18 protein-coding genes are annotated in these 19,150 nt (G+C 48.3%); 3 read left to right on the plus strand and 15 right to left on the minus strand.

The window, feature by feature from the left end; translation table 11 throughout:
* Positions 1–2: 2 nt before the first annotated feature.
* Together HDCHBGLK_RS18035 and HDCHBGLK_RS18040 are read right to left on the minus strand one after the other, a co-directional pair.
* The gene (locus HDCHBGLK_RS18035; protein ID WP_039909431.1) at positions 3–1,310 is read right to left on the minus strand and encodes a vWA domain-containing protein; all 1,308 of its coding nucleotides are present in this window, start codon (positions 1,308–1,310) and stop codon (positions 3–5) included.
* Between the two features lie 33 nt (positions 1,311–1,343).
* A complete protein-coding gene (locus HDCHBGLK_RS18040; protein ID WP_004605710.1) occupies positions 1,344–2,342 on the minus strand; it encodes a leucine-rich repeat domain-containing protein in 999 nt (332 codons plus the stop codon).
* Positions 2,343–2,454: 112 nt separating this feature from the next.
* Between HDCHBGLK_RS18040 and brnQ the strand changes: the two genes are divergently transcribed.
* Complete coding sequence (brnQ, locus tag HDCHBGLK_RS18045) at positions 2,455–3,813, plus strand: branched-chain amino acid transport system II carrier protein (protein ID WP_039909407.1); 1,359 nt, start codon at positions 2,455–2,457, stop codon at positions 3,811–3,813.
* A gap of 21 nt (positions 3,814–3,834) precedes the next feature.
* Here brnQ and HDCHBGLK_RS18050 read toward each other — a convergent pair whose 3' ends face one another.
* Positions 3,835–4,425: a YdcF family protein gene (locus HDCHBGLK_RS18050; protein ID WP_004605712.1), complete on the minus strand. Its 591-nt coding sequence runs from the start codon at positions 4,423–4,425 to the stop codon at positions 3,835–3,837.
* 258 nt (positions 4,426–4,683) lie between these two features.
* On the opposite strand from HDCHBGLK_RS18050, the gene HDCHBGLK_RS18055 reads away from it, so the two are divergent.
* On the plus strand, positions 4,684–5,496 hold the full coding sequence (locus tag HDCHBGLK_RS18055; RefSeq protein ID WP_004605714.1) for a delta-lactam-biosynthetic de-N-acetylase: 813 nt from the start codon (positions 4,684–4,686) through the stop codon (positions 5,494–5,496).
* A gap of 75 nt (positions 5,497–5,571) precedes the next feature.
* Here the strand turns inward: HDCHBGLK_RS18055 and HDCHBGLK_RS19095 are convergent, their stop codons facing one another.
* The 11 genes from HDCHBGLK_RS19095 to HDCHBGLK_RS18100 form a co-directional block, all read right to left on the minus strand.
* On the minus strand, positions 5,572–5,712 hold the full coding sequence (locus HDCHBGLK_RS19095; protein WP_004605715.1) for a hypothetical protein: 141 nt from the start codon (positions 5,710–5,712) through the stop codon (positions 5,572–5,574).
* Positions 5,705–5,866 (minus strand): hypothetical protein, encoded by a 162-nt coding sequence (locus tag HDCHBGLK_RS20230; protein WP_004605716.1) that lies wholly within the window; start codon positions 5,864–5,866, stop codon positions 5,705–5,707. The genes HDCHBGLK_RS19095 and HDCHBGLK_RS20230 overlap by 8 nt, the downstream gene beginning before the upstream one ends.
* A 375-nt stretch (positions 5,867–6,241) precedes the next feature.
* Positions 6,242–6,406 carry a hypothetical protein gene (locus HDCHBGLK_RS19105; protein WP_004605718.1) on the minus strand — a complete coding sequence of 55 codons (165 nt, stop codon included), beginning with the start codon at positions 6,404–6,406 and terminating at the stop codon, positions 6,242–6,244.
* A gap of 50 nt (positions 6,407–6,456) precedes the next feature.
* Positions 6,457–8,283, minus strand: a complete 1,827-nt coding sequence (gene glmS / locus HDCHBGLK_RS18065) for a glutamine--fructose-6-phosphate transaminase (isomerizing) (RefSeq protein ID WP_004605720.1) — start codon at positions 8,281–8,283, stop codon at positions 6,457–6,459.
* A 161-nt stretch (positions 8,284–8,444) separates the two neighbouring features.
* Positions 8,445–9,953 (minus strand): cohesin domain-containing protein, encoded by a 1,509-nt coding sequence (locus HDCHBGLK_RS18070; protein ID WP_004605721.1) that lies wholly within the window; start codon positions 9,951–9,953, stop codon positions 8,445–8,447.
* 42 nt (positions 9,954–9,995) lie between these two features.
* Complete coding sequence (locus HDCHBGLK_RS18075; protein ID WP_004605722.1) at positions 9,996–11,348, minus strand: LCP family protein; 1,353 nt, start codon at positions 11,346–11,348, stop codon at positions 9,996–9,998.
* Between the two features lie 98 nt (positions 11,349–11,446).
* Positions 11,447–12,367: a glycosyltransferase family 2 protein gene (locus tag HDCHBGLK_RS18080; protein ID WP_009248663.1), complete on the minus strand. Its 921-nt coding sequence runs from the start codon at positions 12,365–12,367 to the stop codon at positions 11,447–11,449.
* On the minus strand, positions 12,360–13,685 hold the full coding sequence (locus HDCHBGLK_RS18085) for an O-antigen polymerase (RefSeq protein ID WP_004605724.1): 1,326 nt from the start codon (positions 13,683–13,685) through the stop codon (positions 12,360–12,362). The genes HDCHBGLK_RS18080 and HDCHBGLK_RS18085 overlap by 8 nt, the downstream gene beginning before the upstream one ends.
* On the minus strand, positions 13,669–14,799 hold the full coding sequence (locus HDCHBGLK_RS18090; protein WP_004605725.1) for an LCP family protein: 1,131 nt from the start codon (positions 14,797–14,799) through the stop codon (positions 13,669–13,671). Before HDCHBGLK_RS18090 ends, HDCHBGLK_RS18085 begins: the two co-directional genes overlap by 17 nt.
* An 18-nt stretch (positions 14,800–14,817) precedes the next feature.
* Positions 14,818–16,221 carry an undecaprenyl-phosphate glucose phosphotransferase gene (locus tag HDCHBGLK_RS18095; RefSeq protein WP_039909409.1) on the minus strand — a complete coding sequence of 468 codons (1,404 nt, stop codon included), beginning with the start codon at positions 16,219–16,221 and terminating at the stop codon, positions 14,818–14,820.
* 157 nt (positions 16,222–16,378) lie between these two features.
* Positions 16,379–17,401 (minus strand): acyltransferase family protein, encoded by a 1,023-nt coding sequence (locus HDCHBGLK_RS18100; RefSeq protein WP_004605727.1) that lies wholly within the window; start codon positions 17,399–17,401, stop codon positions 16,379–16,381.
* A 113-nt stretch (positions 17,402–17,514) separates the two neighbouring features.
* Between HDCHBGLK_RS18100 and HDCHBGLK_RS18105 the strand changes: the two genes are divergently transcribed.
* Complete coding sequence (locus tag HDCHBGLK_RS18105) at positions 17,515–18,495, plus strand: glycosyltransferase family 2 protein (protein ID WP_009248666.1); 981 nt, start codon at positions 17,515–17,517, stop codon at positions 18,493–18,495.
* 46 nt (positions 18,496–18,541) lie between these two features.
* Here the strand turns inward: HDCHBGLK_RS18105 and rfbC are convergent, their stop codons facing one another.
* Positions 18,542–19,150, minus strand: a complete 609-nt coding sequence (rfbC, locus tag HDCHBGLK_RS18110) for a dTDP-4-dehydrorhamnose 3,5-epimerase (protein WP_004605729.1) — start codon at positions 19,148–19,150, stop codon at positions 18,542–18,544.

A 19,150-nucleotide genomic window follows, 5' to 3' on the forward strand; every position in this document is an offset into this window, starting at 1 on the left:
GCTTATGGCCTTTGCAGGTCTTCTTCCTCAAGCACCAGCTTCATGGCCCACGGCGGAACGTCTACATCTTCATAGTCTTCCTTCATGAACACGAAGGCCGTCTCATATGGGGGCATCTTAGACGGATAGGTGCCTCTTCCGTCTGTAAAATACAGCAGCCCTTTTAACCGCTCAAACGCATGCTGCTTTATCAGGCTCTCCACATAGGCAAAAGCCGGGCGAAAATCCGTTCCGCCTTCTCCTTTCAATTCCAGGTGCCCCATGTAATCCTTCAGGTCCTCTTCGCTTTCGATCTTTTGATCCGTCTGTACCTGGTCATCGCACTGGATGATATGAATGTTCACCTTCCTGAAGAAACTGTCATTTTCGCTTAAGACCCCGTAAGTCTCCTCCAAGAACTTCTTGACCAGCTCGCCGGAGCAGGACATGGACGTGTCGATCACAATAGCAAATTCCTCTACCTTCTGCACTTCCTTCCATTCCTGGGGCTCGATCAGCGGCATGTTCCCGTAGAAGGAAAGGCCATAACTGTAGAATACATAGTCAAACGTATCTTCATCTACTGCCATCTCTTCTTTCAGAACCGAGAATTTTCGCAGGAACTGGCGGTAGTCAAACCGCACCCGGTTCTCCACTTTTACCTGATCGATCAGATGGCCGGATTCCTGTGATGCTTCTTTGGAAAATGTCTCCATATCCGTCTCCATCTGCTCGCTGATATCCTGCCACTGGTTCTCGATCTGGCTCTGCTTCTTCTGATCATCATCCGCCGGCCAGTAACTATGGTCATCCACCCGGAATTCGCCTGCAAGGCGCGCAAATTCGGCTTCTGACAGATTCCATTTTTCCAGAGCCCCATAGACTTTCTCGGCCGTCAGAACCTTCATCTCTTTTCCAAGCCTTCGGTAGGTCTCTCTTCTGAGCCAGGATCGGCTTCTTAAGACGCAGCGGTGTCGCATGCCGTCGATGATCGACTCTGTCACGATATCGCAGGCCAGGCTGTATCGTTCCTCCTCCCTGCCCTTTCGCCGGATCATATGGCGGAATATGCCATGAAGCACCAGATGCAGATATATCCTGTTCACCATGACCCGGTCCTCCCGGTACAGGCCTCCCAGATACTGGGGGTTGTAATACAGATAAAGCCCATCGGTTCCCATCCCGCAAGCCCCCTCGTCCAGGACAAAGATAAGGCTCGAAAGTGCCACATCCATGAACCGCATCTTGAGATACAGTTCATTGCGGGCCGCAGCCAGAATCTTTCTGCCTATGCTATCTAGTTTTTCTCCCATATCGATTTTACTTTCCATCGTCACTTCCATACACCTATTCTATCCATTCATTTACAAATCAAATGCCTTTTTCTTCTTGGGATGCAGTCTTTGCTTCTCATCCATAAGAAGACTGAGCATTTCTGTCTTCTTGCTTTTTGCTGCCCATTCCAGGGCATAATCCAGAGCGGATACCGTCAGATACCCCTGCCCGGCGAGGAATTTCATGCCTTCCATATCTTCGGTTTCTACTAAAAATTTCACCGCTTCTTCCCGGTGGGCGCATAGGTAGGAGACGTATGCTTCCCTCCCGTCTTCTGCAAGCCTAAAGGGATGCCTCAGCCTTCCAAGCACCAGTTCCGCCGCCGTCTGCAAGGATTCTTCCGCCACCGTCCGGTACAGCAGTTCGTCGTATTTCTTATAGTCCAGCTCCCGGTTGTAAAAGCATTGCCTGTAGTATCCGCCAGCCCCATGGCGGCGCGTCTCCAATATCCTGGCAGGCGTATTCTCCACCGCCTCTTCATAGTGTTCTGGAAATAATACCTCTGCTGTCTCTATATATTCTTCTCTGCCCGCCTCTTTCTTATGATAATAAAGTTTCGCACGGATTGCAAACCGAATCTCATCCACGATAGACTTCAGGCAGCTTCTCTCCCCCTGATAGAAATGAATCTCCACTTCTTCCAGACGGCAGCCGGTGAATGCTCCTCCTCCGATATCCAGCAGGCTGTCTGTAAGGATCAGCCGCTTTAAATTCCTGCATCGGTAAAACGCGTATCTTCCGATCTCCGTCACCTGGGAAGGAAGCCATATCTGCGTCACCTGGGATGCGCAGACCCTGCTTCCGGCGCTGGAAAGACTGCCGCCTTCACTTACGAATACATATTCTCCTTCATCCTCGGGCTTCTCGGCAAATGCATAGGCTGCAATCCTGGTAACCGGAATCCCTTCTATCTCATCCGGAAGGATTAACTGTCCCTGAGGGCCATAACAGCCCGTAATCTCAATTCCCTGCTCCGTTTTTTTATAATGAATCTTTGGACATATTTGTCTCTTTTCCTTTTTCCACATAAAACCAACCTCGCAATATATTAAACAGGTATTATTGTACCACAAAATCTGCTATAATGATAACTATGGGAATATTTACATTCTAAAATCAAAAGAAAAGAGAGAGAACATCATGAAACGTAAACTTACATTTCAGCAATACATCGCTGTGGCCAGCATGCTGTTTGGCCTTTTTTTTGGTGCAGGAAACCTGATATTTCCGGTTTCCATGGGCCAAATGGCCGGACGCAGGGTATGGCCGGCCTTTTTTGGATTTCTAATCACCGGGGTGGGGCTGCCTCTTCTTGGGGTGGCCGCCCTGGGCATGAGCCGCTGCAATGGCCTGGCAGAGATGAGCCAAAGAATCGGGAAAAAATATGGCACCTTCTTTACCTGTGCCCTCTATCTGACCATTGGGCCTTTCTTTGCCATTCCACGCTGCGCCACCGTTCCATTTGCCGTAGGAATCGAGCCGATTCTTGGAAAAGGCTCCTCGGATGCCTTGCCGCTGGCTGTCTTTTCATTGCTCTTCTTCCTTGCGGTCTTATGGTTCTCCTTAAGGCCAGGCAAGATCCTTACCTGGATCGGCAAGGTCTTGAATCCGATCTTCCTTGCCGCACTTGGCCTGCTGGTGATCACTGCCCTTCTTCGCCCTATGGGAGATATCGGAAGCATCGCTCCCCAGGCCGGCTATGCCTCCCACGCCTTCTCCCAGGGCTTCCTGGAAGGCTACAATACCATGGATGCATTGGCAGGGCTGGCTTTTGGGATCATCGTGGTAAATGTCATCAAAAGCCTGGGTGTAGAAAATTCCGGCGATGTGGCAAAATGCACGGTAAAAGCCGGGCTTTTCAGCACGATTCTAATGGCCGTCATCTATCTGCTGGTTACGATCATAGGAACCCAGAGCCGTGGGATGTACGAGGCCAGTTCCAACGGAGGAGAAGCGCTTCTTTTGATCGCAAGCCACTATTATGGCAGGGCTGGCGCTTTCATCCTTGCCTTCACCGTCACTTTTGCCTGCCTTAAGACTTCCATCGGACTGATCACCAGCTGCAGCGAGACTTTCTGCGCCATGTTTCCCCGGACGCTGAATTATAAGAAATGGGCTGTCCTGTTCTGTGCGCTCTCTTTGCTCATCGCCAACCTGGGCTTAAATTCCATCATCGCCTACTCTCTTCCGGTATTGATGTTTTTATATCCCCTGGCGATCACGCTGATCTTCCTAAGTTTGGCCGGAAAGTTCTTTGCCGATGACAAGAAGGTCTATATCAGCGTCACTGCATGCACCATCTTTGCCGCAGCCCTGGACTTTCTCAATGCCCTTCCGAAGGGGATTAAGAACCTGCTGCATCTGAAGCCGCTGCTGGCCGGGGTCTCCAGATACCTGCCTCTTTTTGAGCAGGGAATGGGCTGGGTATGTCCTGCCCTTCTGGGCCTGGCCATCGGAATCTGCCTTCACGCCCGAAAAAAACAAAGCCTGCCCTCTTAGGAGCAGGCCCTGTGGGTCTGTCTAATAATATCCCTTCCACATATTTACATACATGTGGATATTCGTCTTGAGATAGAGGCCGATCGTCGTTAGAAGGCTATCCCCTTCCGGCCGTTTGGAAGCCGCCATTACATATTTGACGCCAGCCTTCCTCGCATAGTGGTCTGCCTTTCGCAGATGCCATCCATTAGTAACTACTACACAATCTTTAAATCCGCAGTGTTCCATCATCTGGCTGGCATACAGTAGATTATGATACGTGCTGACTGCCTGCTTTTCTTCCAGTATGTATTCTTCAGGAACTCCCAGTTCCACAGCATAGCGTTTCATAGCCGGCGCCTCTGCAAATGCGTTGTACACCGCGGCTCCTGACATAATCAGATACTTTACCTTCTTATCTTTCCATAATTCTACTGCCTTTTCCACGCGGGCCGCAAGCCTCTTAGAAGGCGTGCCGTCTGCTCCTACCTGGCAGCCGCAGACAACCGCGCAGTCATATGCATCCTGTTCCCACCGCTTCTTTGGCTTTCGGAACATCAGGCCAAACAGCGCCAAGTTTGCCGCCGCAAACCCTAAAGTTATCCACAGAAGCCGATATGCTCTATTTTTCATCTAATCTTCCTCCCCTCTTAATCCAAAGTCCCTTCCATATCCACGGGACCTTCCATCTGCGCTTCCTGGGGAAGCAGGCCCGCAAGCCGGTCAATCCATTCTTTTTTCATATTATCATTCATATAATCACTCTCAATCCATGCATAGTCTTTATATATTTTACTCCTATTTCCTGTATTTTTCAAGACCAGCCTACTTTTGTGGTAAATATGCAAAATTCCTCATATATATGTTGTAAAAATATCTATCGGAGTTCCTATGCCATCCAGAAATAAAATCTTTAAAACCGCAGGCGTCATCCTCCTATTCAGCATAGCCTTTTTCGGAGGAAGGCTGGCAGCAGCCAGGTTCGCCCCGGCAGATTCTGCCCGGATCGTTCCTGCCCCTGAAAACTGGGGGCTGGGCTTCCAGGAAGACGGGAAACTTCCAACGGGCAATGCCACCATTGATGAATTAAAAAAATACGATGCCTACTATGCTGAAGATACACAGGAAAAGGTGCTTTATCTGACCTTTGACTGCGGTTACGAAAATGGGAATATCGAGCCTATGCTGGATGCCCTGAAAAAGCACAAGGCGCCAGCCACCTTTTTCGTAGTCGGCAACCTCCTCTCTACCAGTCCGGATATCATCAAGCGGATCAATAAAGAAGGCCATACGGTAGGCAACCATACATACCATCACCCGGATATGTCCAGCATCTCCACCAAGGATGCATTTGATAAAGAATTAAAAGGTGTGGAGGATCTGTATAAAGAGATCACCGGCGAAGCCATGACCAAGTACTACCGTCCTCCGCAAGGAAAATACAGTATCGAAAATCTTCAGATGGCCAAGGATCTTGGCTACCATACCTTTTTCTGGAGCCTGGCTTACGTGGATTGGATTGAAGACGAGCAGCCAAGCAAGGAAGAAGCCTTTGACAAACTGCTGACCCGTATCCATCCGGGCGCCATCGTGCTGCTTCACAGCACCTCCAAAACCAATGCGGAGATTCTGGATGAGTTGCTGACCAAATGGGAAGAAATGGGATATACGTTTAAGTCCTTGGACCAACTGATTGGCAAATAATTAAAGATATTGAACAAGTCCGCAGAAGATGCAATCTGCTCTTCTGCGGACGAATCCACACACTGCCCAGCCTGCTTATATTTCCAGCCGCTTCTTTAATTCTTCAATCTGCTTTCTCAATTCTGTATTTTCTGACTTGCTTTCTTCCAGTTCCCGGCCTTTTTCCTCCAGTTCTTTGGCCTTTCCTTCCAGTTCCTCCTGCATCTCATCAATCATATACTGTATTGCGATCCAGTTCGCGCAATTCCTTGGAAAACATATTCATCACCTTCTCCGTATTCCTGCACATCTCATATACCTCTTCATACATAGAGCGAAAATAGGGATATTTCTCTACCAGATCTGTAACTAAAAGATTTTTTCTTTTCACTCTTTACTCTTTTGTACTGCCTTAACAATAAATCGGCCGAATAGCAGGCACTGCGCTGGCCTGGAAACAGATAGCCGACTTTTTGCACCTCTACATTTGCAATACTTCCGTCCTCTAACTCTATGTCCAATTAGCAGAGATAGGAACTCCTCCAGCCTTTCTGGCGCTGCATCCGGATTCTCTCTTCTAAGCTGCTCCATAATCCGCCGTCTTCTCTTCTCGATCAATTCCAGCACCACCGTCCGGTTATCTTCTTCCGTCAAGACAGCAGTGTTTCTGCCATCACCACCACTGCCACCATAAGGCCCCGTCCTGCCGCCTGGCTTAAATCAACGTCTCCAAAAGCCGGAAGCACCAGTCCTGGCATGCCCGGCTCTACTTCGGCATGAATCTTCTGGCTGCCACGATGATCGCCAGCGATACGGCTCCAAGCGCAACGGACAGCAGATTCACATGTCTAAGCGCATCCCGTATATCTTCAAGCAGTTCCAGAAGATCTCCCGAACCAGAGCCGCTTCCCAGAACCTTCGGAATCTGCATCAGGATGATGCCCTCCAGTTCTTTCTATGTCGGCCGTTATAGAATTTTTGCTACTCTACCGTAACCGACTTTGCCAGATTTCTCGGCTTATCTACATCGCAGCCGCGGCCCACCGCAATATAATACGCGAAAAGCTGCAGCGGAATAATGGCCAGCGAATTGGTAAAGTATTTGTTTGTCTCCGGAATGTAGATGACATAATCGGCGGCACGCTCCACCTCCGTATTGCCCTCCGTAGTCACCGCCATGACGAAAGCGCCCCGGGTACGTACTTCCTCCATATTGCTGATCATCTTCTTATATAAATCCTTCTGGGTCAAAACGGATGCTACCAGCGTGCCGTCCTCCACCAGGGAGATGGTGCCATGCTTTAATTCTCCTGCCGCGTATGCCTCTGAATGGATATAGGAGATCTCCTTTAACTTCAAAGATCCTTCCATAGAGATGGCATGGTCGATTCCACGTCCGATAAAGAACACATCCCTTGCTGCCAGATAACGGTTAGCAAACTTCTGGATATTCACCTTATTATTGAGCAGCATCTCCACCTGTGCCGGAATGGCCTTCAGATCTTCCAGCATTCCTGCAAGGCCTGCCTCGTCAAGCATCCCTTTTACGTGGGCAAACTTCATTGCCAGAAGATAGAGCGCGATCAACTGTGCGGAGTACGCCTTGGTTGTGGCAACCGCAATCTCAGGTCCGGCCCAGGTATACATGACATTGTCTGCTTCTCTTGCAATGGAACTTCCAACCACATTTACGATCCCAAGAACCCTTGCGCCCTTTTCCTTAGACTCGCGCAAGGCTGCCAGCGTATCCGCAGTCTCCCCGGACTGGCTGATCACGATAACCAGCGTATTTTCATCCAGAATCGGATCCCGGTAACGGAATTCAGAAGCCACATCTACCTCCACCGGAATCCGCGCCAGTCCTTCGAATATATATTTACTGGTATATCCGGTATGGGAGGCAGAGCCGCAGGCCACGATCTGGATCTTTTGGATCTTCAGAATCTCCTCATCCGCCATCCCAAGTTCCTCGATCACGATCTTCCCCTCCTTGATCCTTGGGGAAAATGTATCTGTGATGGCTTTTGGCTGCTCATACATTTCCTTTAGCATAAAGTGTTCATATCCGCTCTTTTCCGCTGCATTCACGTCCCACTCGATACGGGTAGCCTGCTTTTCTATAGGCTCTTCATCCACATTGAAAAACTCCATGGAATCTTCCCTCATGCGAACGATCTCTTCATTCTCAATAAAGAACACGTCCCTGGTATACTTAAGGACTGCCGGGACATCTGACGCCAGAATGCTTCCCCCGTCCGTATGTCCTACGATAAGCGGGCTATCCTTGCGGACGGCATACAATTCTCCCGGATGATCCTGGAAAATTATTCCCAAAGCATAGGACCCCTCCATCCGGTGCATGATTTTCGTCACTGCCTGCAGCGGATTACCATGATAATAATAGTCCAGAAGATGGGCGATCACCTCTGTGTCCGTCTCCGATACGAATTCATAACCATGATTTTCTAACTTTTTCTTTAACTTTAGGTAATTCTCAATGATTCCATTGTGCACTACCACAATGCTTTTATCCTTGTTAAAGTGTGGATGTGCATTGATATCAGACGGCGATCCGTGGGTCGCCCATCGCGTATGTCCGATTCCCAAAGTGCCGGGAAGGGTTGCCCCGTCATGGGTCAGCTCGTTTAACACTTTCAGCCGTCCCTTGGACTTTACCATGTCAATCTCATTTCCATTATAGACAGCGATACCGGACGAATCATACCCTCTGTATTCCAGTTTGGATAAACCGTCCAAAAGAATCGGCGCTGCCTGCTGGTTGCCTATGTATCCTACTATTCCACACATATTTTCTACTCCTTACCTTGTATTTGCACAAATTACCATATTTTTTGCATTATCATTCTGTATTGTAGCAAAATATCGAGGGTATGTAAATAAAAGCCTTGAAATAAATGAAAAAATAGAACGGAGCAATCTCCGTTCTATTTTGAGATTTATAATAGCATTTAATCCAAATCAATAAAATCAACTTTAAATGTATCGTCTTCTTCCATATGGCCCCGCTTCTTACTTGGCTGGCTGCTCAGCAGTTCATCCAGGTCATCAATCAGTTCCTCGGATTCATCGCCGTCATTATCATATCCGTAGTCTTCCTCATAATCCACTTCGTCATATTCTTCTTCGAAATCCGCTTCTTCTCCAAAATCGTCAAAGTCGTCATCTTCAAACTCCTCGAAATCGTCAAAATCATCCTCGTCTTCGACCTTGGCTTTCTGCACTGGCTTTCTCACGGCAGGCTCGCCCTTTGCGGCAACTGCCTTTGCTTTTTTACCCTTTGCCGGAACCGCCTCTTCCTCGTCCAGATCAATTCCATATTCATCATACAGGTCATCCAGTTCCAGATTGCGGTGGTGTAGCTTCACGCCGATTACAATCAATGCCACAACCAGTACAAGGAAGGCAGCGATTGCCACGATAACCAGAATATCCAGAAAATCTTCGATAAACTGAAGGATCTTTCCCCAGAGTCCCTTTGGCGATGCCTTATCGGCTGTATCATCGGAACCAGAATGCTTTAAGTATCTCTGATAAGTCTTATCTACCGTATCATACTGGTACAGGCCTTTCTGCCCATCCTTATTCAGGGCATACATCACATAATACTCTGCATTATCCGTATCCTGCCATGCTGTAAAGTCCTTGCCATTCAAGGTGAAGGTAGTCTTCTGATACTGCTTTGGAAGTTTGACGCTTCCATCGTCTCTCAATAAGACGATATAACTCTCCTGGGATATCTTAATTTCTTCAAAAGGGGAGAAGGAGCCGTCATTGCTGTTATAGAGGAAAAAGTCGCCGTCTCCGCCCTCTGCCGGTACCAAATACATGGCCGACTCGCCGCTGGCTTCCTGGGTAATTACCTGGCAGGCAGCGCCTTCAAATGTCGTCTCGCCTCTGACAAATCCTTCCGGAATTAATGCATCCGTAAAATCATTACTGATCTTGTACTGTACGCCGTCAACCTCAACCTGTGATCCATCGCCGGTTGGAGCCGCAGTTCCTTCATCCTCATTCTGAATCAAGGTTGGATCTCCAGGGCCAATGGTTACCGAAGAACTTCCCTTGGTGATCTGAAGCGCACCTCCGGATGCGTCCGTTCCAGAGGCATCTGATACCTCCACCTTCGCGTTTCCCTCTGCCAACGCCTGGAAGGTAATCTTATATTCCAGCGTAGTCCCGGAGCCACTGCCCGAGATATTCAGGGTTCCATCGCCGCCGGATACGCTGTCGCCGCTGATGAATTTCAGCATGCTTGTATCATAAGTCAGTGTCGCATCCAGAGACTGAAGATTGGAAGATGATGTTAACTTTGCTGTTACTTCTACCTCTGCCCCCACCGTCGTAGAAGGGTCTGTAAATCGTAATTCCGCAGATGCCGCATGGACAATCATGGAAATGCACGGACTTAGCATGCACACCACAGCGAATGCCGCAAGTGCTTTCTTAATTCTCCTCATGTATTCTACCTCGTTTTTCTCTATACTCCATTTTATGAACAGCTATTGGGTTCCTGCATCCGGGGTGCCTTCCGCCCCGCCGCCGGAAGTATCGCCCCCACTTCCTCCGCTGCCATCATCTCCGCCTGGATCAGGCTGCGGCTGCGGGTCTGGCTCCGGCGTAGGGGTTGGCGTGGGAGTTGGCGTAGGAGTCGGCTGGCTGCTTCCGCCACTGGTGCCGCCGGAAGAAGGCGTCTTTGTTCCGCCGCTGCTTCCGCCACCCGTATAACTTTCATCCGGCTGCTGCATGATTCCCTGACTATCCTCGTCCGTATCCGCCTGCCGGTCTCCGGCCTTTGCCACAATTTTACCACTGATCGTATTCACCGTAGAGGACGGCGAATATGTATCGCCTTCTCCATAGAAGAATTTATGAAGCTGCTCCACATTCTTGTCCAGCGTGACAGGAATGACGACGCTTCCAATATTGGCCAGTGTATCCGTAGTCTTATCAAACGGAAAGCCGATGGTCTCTCCTAACTTATAGTCAAATGCATCCTTTGCGTATTCCAATATCTCCGCTAACGTGAAATTCGTCGATACTTCTGGAAATACCTTGTCAATAATCTTATTAATCTGCGCAAGGCTGGCGCCCTGTAATTTCCCTACAATCTTCGTCAGCACATCCCTCTGGCGTTCTGCCCGCTTGAAATCGTCTCCGGCGGTATAGCGAATCCTGGCATACGCCGTAGCCTGGATTCCATTCAGCGTCTGTACGCCAGGCTCTGTAACTCCGGCTGATTCTCTGCCCGTCACACGCATGATTTCCATCGCATAGCCGCAGATATACGGAATCTCTTCTTCCTGTACGTCAATCTCCACGCCGCCCACAGCGTCTATGACATCGATCAGGGAGTTAAAGTTCACCGTAACATAATGTTCGATATCCATATCAAGATTCTTATTCAGCATGGCGACTGCCGTTTCGGGCCCGCCAAAAGAATAGGCTGCGTTCGCCTTATTAAGCGTCCCGTCGCTCTGTTCTAAAAGTGTATCACGATATACGGAAGAGATTTTCACTTCCATGGTCTCCCGGTTAAGGCTTGCGATCATGATCGTGTCGCTCCTTGTATCCTTCTCCAGTTCATTATCCCGCGAATCTACGCCGAACAATGCTACATTCAGATATCCGGTTCCTCTCTCCCGGGCTTCCTCGGACACATTAAGCGCCTCCGGATCCAGTTTCGTCGTCTCTATCTTGGAGAGTTTGCTGGCCAGAATCACCGCTCCGGCTGTGGCAACCAATGCTACCGTTCCACCAAGAATGGCTCCAATCTTCTTACCCAACGACCAGGAAGCAAATCCACGCCTCTTGGATCTGCGCCCGCGTCTGTAATGTTTTCTCGTCTTTGCCATTATCCAATATCCTTTCTTCTCACCTTGCTTATGATAACACCTTACACTATATTACCCTATTTCCTGCCAAACTTCAATTAAAAATCCAGGTTTTTCGCCTATTTGCCCCAATATGTCGTGCTCATGGAACACCATTTTACTACCCATTGAGGAAGTTTTCGATAATTTTGTCCTAATTTGTATCCCAGATACTTGCATCCGCTTTTGTATACCAGAACTGGTATCAGATACGGCTTCCTGCTCTTTAACAGATATCCCATGGTATTCTTTACCAGCCGGATCCCCTCGCTCTCCGAGCGAACCTGGGAAAACACCTCCGGGTTATCCGCCTGAGACACTGCCAGGTCGAAGTTCCTGTGAAACTGCTGCAGCCCCGAATAATTATGGGAATGAATCACCCTGGCCCCCGCCGCATAGGCGACCTTATACCCAGCCTGAACCATTCGGCCTGCCAGAATCATATCCTCATTAAATATCGTTCTCCTGGAAAATCCTCCCAGCGCTTCATACACGTCCCTGCGGTACGCTGCGCAAACGTTGGAACAGAAAAAAGTCTTGATCCCCAGTTCCGGGATGTCTTCTTTCCCCTTGATACGGCTTTCCTCCGGATAGTTGAACCTCCTTGTATAACGTTCTATGAAATCACAATCACTGGCCGGAAGCTGCCGTGCGTAGGATACCCCCACAAGTTCCTCCCCCAGAGGCTCGATCAGGTTCTCGATCAGCCTGGAATCTGCCGGCATGGCATCCTGGGTCATGAATACCACTATCTTGGCATCTGACATGGAAAAACCAAGGTTCCTGGTGGCCCCATGGTCAAAGTCCTCCTGATCAATATGCGAGACGATGACTCCCGGAATATGCTCGACATCCTCGGGAAAACGATCTGATCTTGTATTAATGACATAGATATGCCTGATGGGGCAACTCTGCTTTCCAAGCCTTTTCAGCAGTTCCTCCAGCCTCCCATCCGGCCGGTAGGTCGGTATGACTACATCTACCCGCTCTGGATTATTCATCTTTTTGTTCATCCTTTTTCTTATTCTTATCGTATCCTACAAACCAGCACATCATTCCTGTAAGAATCAGCCAGAACCAAGTCGTAGGATTGCTGAACCAGGTGGTAAAAAATGCAAGTCCCAGATAGATTGCTATCTGCCCGTAGAACAGATAGGATACCGGGTTCTGGCTCTTCTTTACAATACTCATCAAAACCTTCGCAACCGCTCCTACAATCACCGCAAATATAAATACGCCGACAATTCCAAAATCATAATAGGCATCATAGAACATGGTCAGCGTGGTCAACTCCTTCTTTGTCAGGAAGATGGGGAAGGATACCAGCTGCGGATAGAGAAACTTTAACCCGGTCAGCGCAAAAAACGGGAACAGCATCTTTAATCCATAGGTATGCTCCGTCAACTGTGCCACCATGCAGTTAAAATTCTCAAAGTTATTGGCCACATACATGTAGGGCTGGGTGATAAAGATGGGCATCTTGCTGTATTTCATCTCGAATATGCTATTTAAGTATGCCACATCATGGTGGCGGAACACCGTCAGTATTATATATACAGGCACCAGCGCCACCAGAAGTATTACCATCGTCCTGAGCCGGATCCTTTTATTGACCATGATATATGTAACCACCGCAAATCCTACGGCAAACAGAAGCTGGAATCTGGATACGCATAAGAATGGCACTGCTACGGCCGTAAAGTTTGCCAGTACCAGTGCTGCCATTTTTTTCCATCCAATGTGTCTGCTCACTTTCAGGTACAGGATCGTGATGGCCGGTATCAGAATGCAGCTGATGGTAAAGTAGTGAACTCCTGATACATGGAAATATGAATAGGCATGAGGCTCGTCGGAGAATAAGGGGATAAATCCCACCTTAAGCGCTTCAAAAGCAAAACATGCTATCGAGACCGCCATCAGCCCTATAATGCAGATGAATAGCCTTCCTGATTGAAATTCGTTCTTTTCCAGTTCCCGCTCTTCTACCTTTCCATACTTCTGCCCCCATTCATATCCGATGCCAAAGCCGATATAGATCAGGAAGAAACTCAGCCAGGTAATATACTGCCAGTCACTCTGCAGTTTGCTCAGCTGCATGCAGGCGATTCCCTGTCCTCCGACCCAGGCCAATGTAAAAAGCGCCCGAAGCTCGACCAGGCTTCCGGTCTCCCTTACCCAGTGGACATAGAGATAGAGGGCCTCGCCCATCAGCAATATACCTGACAGATAATAAAGCCCTGCCAGTGAAGCAATATAACTGGCCAGAAACACCAGCATATATGTGCCATATTCCATTATAATGTTATTGCGCTCCCTCATTACTTATGTCTCCTTCAAACGTGGTATTCATCGCATCCGTATCTTCCGTAACTCCGGTAAGATAGATGATGTCATCATTGATCTGCGTTACCTTCTCCGATGGCTCGTAGGAATCCTCTTTAAACAGATTCCGGTGAAGCTGGGTTACATTATTGGTAAATCCAATCGGCACGACATAAGAGCCTTCATGATTCCTTACGTCCTCCCTGGTGGTTACCTGATAAGGGAATCCACCGGTCTGCACGATGTTATAATTCAAAGCGTTGGCTGCAAATCCCAGCAGATCCTGGGTGGAAAAGCTGGTAGAAATCATCGGAAAGATCTCATCGATCATCTTGTTCAATGTCAGCAGGTTCGCCTTCTTAGCCTTTTCCGCCGTCTTCTCCAGGACGATCCGCTGGCGCTCCGCCCGCTTGAAGTCCATGCCCTCGGTATACCGGATTCTGGCATAGGCCACCGCGTGCACGCCGTCCACCTTCTGGGTCCCATCCTTTACCTCGATATCTTCCCAGTCCTTTCCAGCCACTTCCGCAGTTTCCACCGCATACTTGTTGCACCAGTCGGCCTCTTCCGCGGTCATATCCAGTTCCAGGCCGCCAAGCAGGTCAATGGTATTCACCAGCGCGGTAAAGTTCACGCTGACATAATTGTGGATGTCCAGATCAAAATTCCGATTCAGAAGGCTGATCGCCTCTTCCGGACCTCCCCGGTTATAAGCCGAATTGGCCTTCTCATATGTTCCGTCTTTCTGCTGAAGCAAGGTATCCCGGTAGATGGAGGTCAATGTCACATCGCTCGTATCATTGTTGATGCTTGCAATCATAATACAGTCGCTCTGTACCCCGCCGTCCAGTTCGTCGTTTCTGGAATCCAGGCCGAACAGGGCGATATTCGTATACGGCCCGGTATCTTTATATGCCTCCAGGTTCTTGTCATTCAGGATATTAAAATCCAGCTTATCCAGTTTGAATATTCCGTAGGCCGTCACGCATAAGGCCGCCAGGATCAGCACCTCTGCAACCAGAAGGGCGATTCTCTTCCTGCGCCTCTTGCGCATTAATTTCTGTCTCTCTGCACGTGTCATTCTGTTCTTCATGCGCTTCTTTTTACTCATACGTTTCTCCCTTGCGGATTAATATGCGTTCTTGTTCACAAATCCCTTGAAAAATGTCAGAAATAAAATCTTAAAATCGAACCCCAACGTCCAGTTCTCAATATAGTACAGGTCATGCTCGATCCGTTTCCGAATTGACGTATCCCCCCGGTAGCCATTGACCTGGGCCCATCCTGTCAGACCCGGACGCACCTGGTGCTTTACCATATACCTGGGAATCTCTTCCCGGAATTTCTCCACAAACTGCGGACGCTCCGGCCTTGGTCCTACCAGGCTCATATCCCCTTTGAGTACGTTGAACAGTTGAGGAAGCTCGTCAATGCTCGTCTTGCGGATGAATTTTCCAATAGGAGTTACCCTGGGATCATTCTGTACCGTCCATTTTGCCTTCTCCGATGCCGCATCCTGCACTACCATGGAGCGGAACTTGTACATGGGGAAAGGCTTATTCTGAAGGCCGATGCGCTCCTGCCTAAATATCAGAGGTCCAGGCGAAGTTGCCTTGATGATTACAGACACGACAGCCATAACCGGCGAAAATAGAATCAGGGCCACAATGGCTCCAAATAGGTCCACGCAGCGCTTGGAAAACGCATTCAGCGCGTTGCTAAGCGGCACATGGCGGATATTGATGACCGGAAGGCCAAGAAGGTCTTCCGTATAAGGCTTGGTCGGTATAATATTATTATAATCCGGTATAAACTTGGTATGCACGCCGGACTTCTCGCACATGCTGACAATATGCTCCAGCTTGTGGTATTCTGCCAGCCCCAGGGTAATGGCAATCTCGTCCAGCTTGTTCTGCGGCAGGATGATGGTCAGGTTCTCCACCCGTCCCAGCACCTTGATCCCCCGGTACTCCGTGCCGCGTGGCTTGTTATCCGCCAGAATACCCCTGACGATATATCCCCATTCCGGATTGGACAGGATTCTGTCGATATACTGTTCGGCGGCACGGCTGTAGCCAATCAAAAGGATATGCTTCTGGTTGTACCCTTTCTTTCGCATATTCCGCAAACCTTCGCGGATAATATTGCGCACCGTCACCTCAGAAAAGACATTTACGCAGAAAAACACGAAAAACATCGTTCTGGAAAAATCAGACTGCTTCGTCAAATACAGAATCAGGATATATGCCATCAGGCCGATGGTATTGGCCTGGATGATATGCCAGGCTTCATAACGCCTGCCCTGTACCCGCTTCGGCGTATATAACTGGAAGGCATAGTACAGGATCAGATATCCCGGCACAATAATAAGCAGCGCCTTCATGTACTCTTGCAAAGATAAGAACCAGGGGTCCAGTTCAAAGATGCCGCTCTTGAACCTGAGGTACCACGCCGCGGTATATGAGAATATAATTACCAGCGCATCTATCACTACATGAAGTCTATTTAACAATTTCTGATTGTCCTTAATCACTTTTCTCCACCCGATTTTCACTAGATATTGTGGCCGCGCAGATGCCAATTCCACATCCGCTACTGGTCATTACACTTTATAATACAATAATTTTCCAGAATCGACAACCCGTTGCAGTACACTTTTTCTTAACATTTCTTTAATATCTCTGAAACATTTACCGGTTTCCGGAAAGAATCTTCCATATTCCCGGCGTATATCTCGCCATAAAGCGGCTTGTATAATAGCAGAATATGACGACCACGACAGGCAGGGCCACAAAGAGAATCATGCCGATATACATGCTGTCTCCTGTCATTTTATGGACGACTTTGTTGCCAAACTGAATGATCATGAAATGCACTGCATAGATGTAAAAGGTATTCCCCATCCAGCCTCTTGCTTGCGGCAGCCGGATCAGGCATAGCAGATACCAGATCAGCATGGCTCCGCTCAAATAATACAGCAGGGTCCAGTAAAGGCTCGGATGCTGCTGGAGCATGATAAAAGATAAGACGGCACAGATGCAAAGAACTGCCGCGATCGCCTTTTGATGCAGCCCCTCTTCGATCGTCTGCCTCCAATGTCTTCCGATATAGGCTCCTGCCATATAGATAAACAGCCAGTTTGCCATGGCAGACGCCGTACCGTTGTAAGCATCCAGGCATTGACTGGACGCAGCAAAGTATAAGGTTATGATTCCCGCCAGTCCGGTCCATCTATTCCGAATGATCAGATAAATCAATGGACATATGTAGATAAATACGATCAGAAACTGTAGAAACCAGAAGACCGGATTATACTTATAAAACAAGAGGGCCTCCAGAATCTCACGAAGATTAAAAGGAATCGCCTTATTTCCGAATATGCCGCTTAACACCGGAACCTTCGTCAGGACGTAATGTAAAAGGAAGTACAGCAGATTCCATACCCCAAAAGGAATCACGGTGCTGAAAAAACGGCTTTTCCACTTTGCCCCCAGTTTGTCCATCGTAAAATTCCGGTAGAACAGATATCCGGAGCAAAGGAAGAAGCCCGCGATAGCCAGTCTGGCAAATTTCTCCACCACAATGTATTCTATTGTATTTAGCATTTCCACGCGCTCCAGAAATATCCCCGAGTTCTCTGCATGAATCAAAATCACCAGGATACACAGTATGAAGTTATAATATTTGATACGATTGCTGAATTCCTGCTCCATATTTACTCCTATAAAAAGACATTCCTTTACAATACCGTAAGTTAATATAGCATATATCCCGAAATTTTGCTATAATAATGCAGTAATTGAAATTAAGGAATCGGAGTATGTATATGAAAGTAACGATCGTAATACCGAATTATAATGGCAAGCACTTCATGGAACCTTGCCTGGCTTCTTTGGAAAGGCAGACATGCCATGATTTTAAGATACTTGTGGTAGACAATGCCTCTACCGACGGGAGCCTGGAATATATGAAGGAGAATTATCCGGATATCGAAGTGATCGCCTTAGATAAGAACTATGGCTTCAGCAAAGCGGTCAATGTCGGCATCCGCCACTCCCGGACGCCCTACGTCATCTTGCTGAACAATGATACTACCGTAGATCCTCATTATGTTGAAGAAATGGTAGGCGCTATTGAACGCTCCCCCAGAATCTTCTCGGTCAGCAGCAAGATGATCCAGATGTATCACCCGGATCTCATCGACAGCGCCGGAGACCTGTATACGGTGATCGGCTGGGGTATCTGCCGCGGAACTGGAAGGCCTGTGACCAATTATACCAAGGCCGATGAGATATTTACCGCCTGCGCCGGCGCGGCAATCTACCGCCGTTCGGCTTTTGAAAAGATCGGATATTTTGATGAGAGCCATTTTGCCTATCTGGAAGATATCGATGTGGGCTACCGCGCCAAGATCTATGGCTATAAAAACATGTATTGCCCGACCGCGCTGGTCTACCATGTGGGAAGCGGAACAAGCGGCTCCAAGTATAATTCCTTCAAGGTAAAACTGTCCGCCCGCAACAGCGTGTATCTGAATTATAAGAACATGCCGCTGCTTCAGCTGATCCTGAATCTTATCCCGCTGGTATTGGGATATCTGGTAAAATATGCGTTCTTTCTGAAAAAAGGTTGGGGAAAGGATTATAAAGAAGGCGTAACGGAAGGCCTGAAGACGATGAAGGCCCAGAAAAAAGTTCCCTTCCGCCTGAAGCACCTGCTCAATTATCTGATGATTGAAATTGAATTAATCGTGCATACCTTTTCCTATGCGAAGGATTGGCTTACACGGAAACTTTTGAAACGATGACAAAAACACCACCAGACTTTAAATAGTCTGATGGTGTTCTTTCATTTTAGAAATGAAACGTATCTTTCACTCCTACCCAAAGCTGGTCCTTATCGCTTAAGTTCAAAGCCGTGCCATCCTCCAGATGGTATCCTTCTGCGGAAGCACTTCCCTGATATTCGCCTACTAACTGCGGCCACTTGATTCCAATCTCAGGATCGTTCCACGCAAGTCCGCCTTCATCTCCCGGATGGTAGAAATCCGTACACTTATAGCAGAATTCTGCGATCTCGCTTAATACCAGGAATCCATGGGCAAAGCCCTCTGGTATATAGAACTGCTTTTTATTCTCTTCTGTCAGTTCGATGCCGAACCATTTTCCATAAGTCTCGCTATTGCTTCGCAGGTCAACCGCGACATCGAATACCGAACCTTTTATCGCCCTTACCAGTTTCCCCTGGGGAAACTCCTTCTGGAAGTGCAGCCCGCGAAGGACCCCTTTCGTGGAGCAGGACTGGTTATCCTGGACAAAATTCATGGTAAGTCCTGCCTCTTCCATGTCCCTCTGATTATAGGTCTCCATAAAATATCCTCTGGAATCCCCGTGAACAGCAGGCTCGATGACGCAAAGTCCTTGAATTCCGCCTACATTCTTCTCAACTTTTATCTGTCCCAT

The sequence above is a fragment of the [Clostridium] scindens ATCC 35704 genome (assembly GCF_004295125.1).
Lineage (GTDB): Bacteria > Bacillota > Clostridia > Lachnospirales > Lachnospiraceae > Clostridium_AP > Clostridium_AP scindens.

What these genes read in the sequence shown, in the direction of transcription:
- HDCHBGLK_RS18100 (WP_004605727.1), bottom strand. Translation starts at nt 17,401, where the DNA reads ATGGAGCAGGAATTCAGCAATCGTATCAAATATTATAACTTCATACTG.
- HDCHBGLK_RS18080 (WP_009248663.1), bottom strand. Translation starts at nt 12,367, where the DNA reads ATGAATAATCCAGAGCGGGTAGATGTAGTCATACCGACCTACCGGCCG.
- glmS (WP_004605720.1), bottom strand. Translation starts at nt 8,283, where the DNA reads ATGTGTGGAATAGTAGGATACATAGGCAACCAGCAGGCAGCGCCGATT.
- HDCHBGLK_RS18035 (WP_039909431.1), bottom strand. Translation starts at nt 1,310, where the DNA reads ATGGAAAGTAAAATCGATATGGGAGAAAAACTAGATAGCATAGGCAGA.
- HDCHBGLK_RS19095 (WP_004605715.1), bottom strand. Translation starts at nt 5,712, where the DNA reads ATGATTGATGAGATGCAGGAGGAACTGGAAGGAAAGGCCAAAGAACTG.
- rfbC (WP_004605729.1), bottom strand. Translation starts at nt 19,150, where the DNA reads ATGGGACAGATAAAAGTTGAGAAGAATGTAGGCGGAATTCAAGGACTT.
- HDCHBGLK_RS19105 (WP_004605718.1), bottom strand. Translation starts at nt 6,406, where the DNA reads ATGCAGATTCCGAAGGTTCTGGGAAGCGGCTCTGGTTCGGGAGATCTT.
- HDCHBGLK_RS18090 (WP_004605725.1), bottom strand. Translation starts at nt 14,799, where the DNA reads ATGAGTAAAAAGAAGCGCATGAAGAACAGAATGACACGTGCAGAGAGA.
- brnQ (WP_039909407.1), top strand. Translation starts at nt 2,455, where the DNA reads ATGAAACGTAAACTTACATTTCAGCAATACATCGCTGTGGCCAGCATG.
- HDCHBGLK_RS18075 (WP_004605722.1), bottom strand. Translation starts at nt 11,348, where the DNA reads ATGGCAAAGACGAGAAAACATTACAGACGCGGGCGCAGATCCAAGAGG.
- HDCHBGLK_RS18055 (WP_004605714.1), top strand. Translation starts at nt 4,684, where the DNA reads ATGCCATCCAGAAATAAAATCTTTAAAACCGCAGGCGTCATCCTCCTA.
- HDCHBGLK_RS18070 (WP_004605721.1), bottom strand. Translation starts at nt 9,953, where the DNA reads ATGAGGAGAATTAAGAAAGCACTTGCGGCATTCGCTGTGGTGTGCATG.
- HDCHBGLK_RS18050 (WP_004605712.1), bottom strand. Translation starts at nt 4,425, where the DNA reads ATGAAAAATAGAGCATATCGGCTTCTGTGGATAACTTTAGGGTTTGCG.
- HDCHBGLK_RS18085 (WP_004605724.1), bottom strand. Translation starts at nt 13,685, where the DNA reads ATGAGGGAGCGCAATAACATTATAATGGAATATGGCACATATATGCTG.
- HDCHBGLK_RS18105 (WP_009248666.1), top strand. Translation starts at nt 17,515, where the DNA reads ATGAAAGTAACGATCGTAATACCGAATTATAATGGCAAGCACTTCATG.
- HDCHBGLK_RS18040 (WP_004605710.1), bottom strand. Translation starts at nt 2,342, where the DNA reads ATGTGGAAAAAGGAAAAGAGACAAATATGTCCAAAGATTCATTATAAA.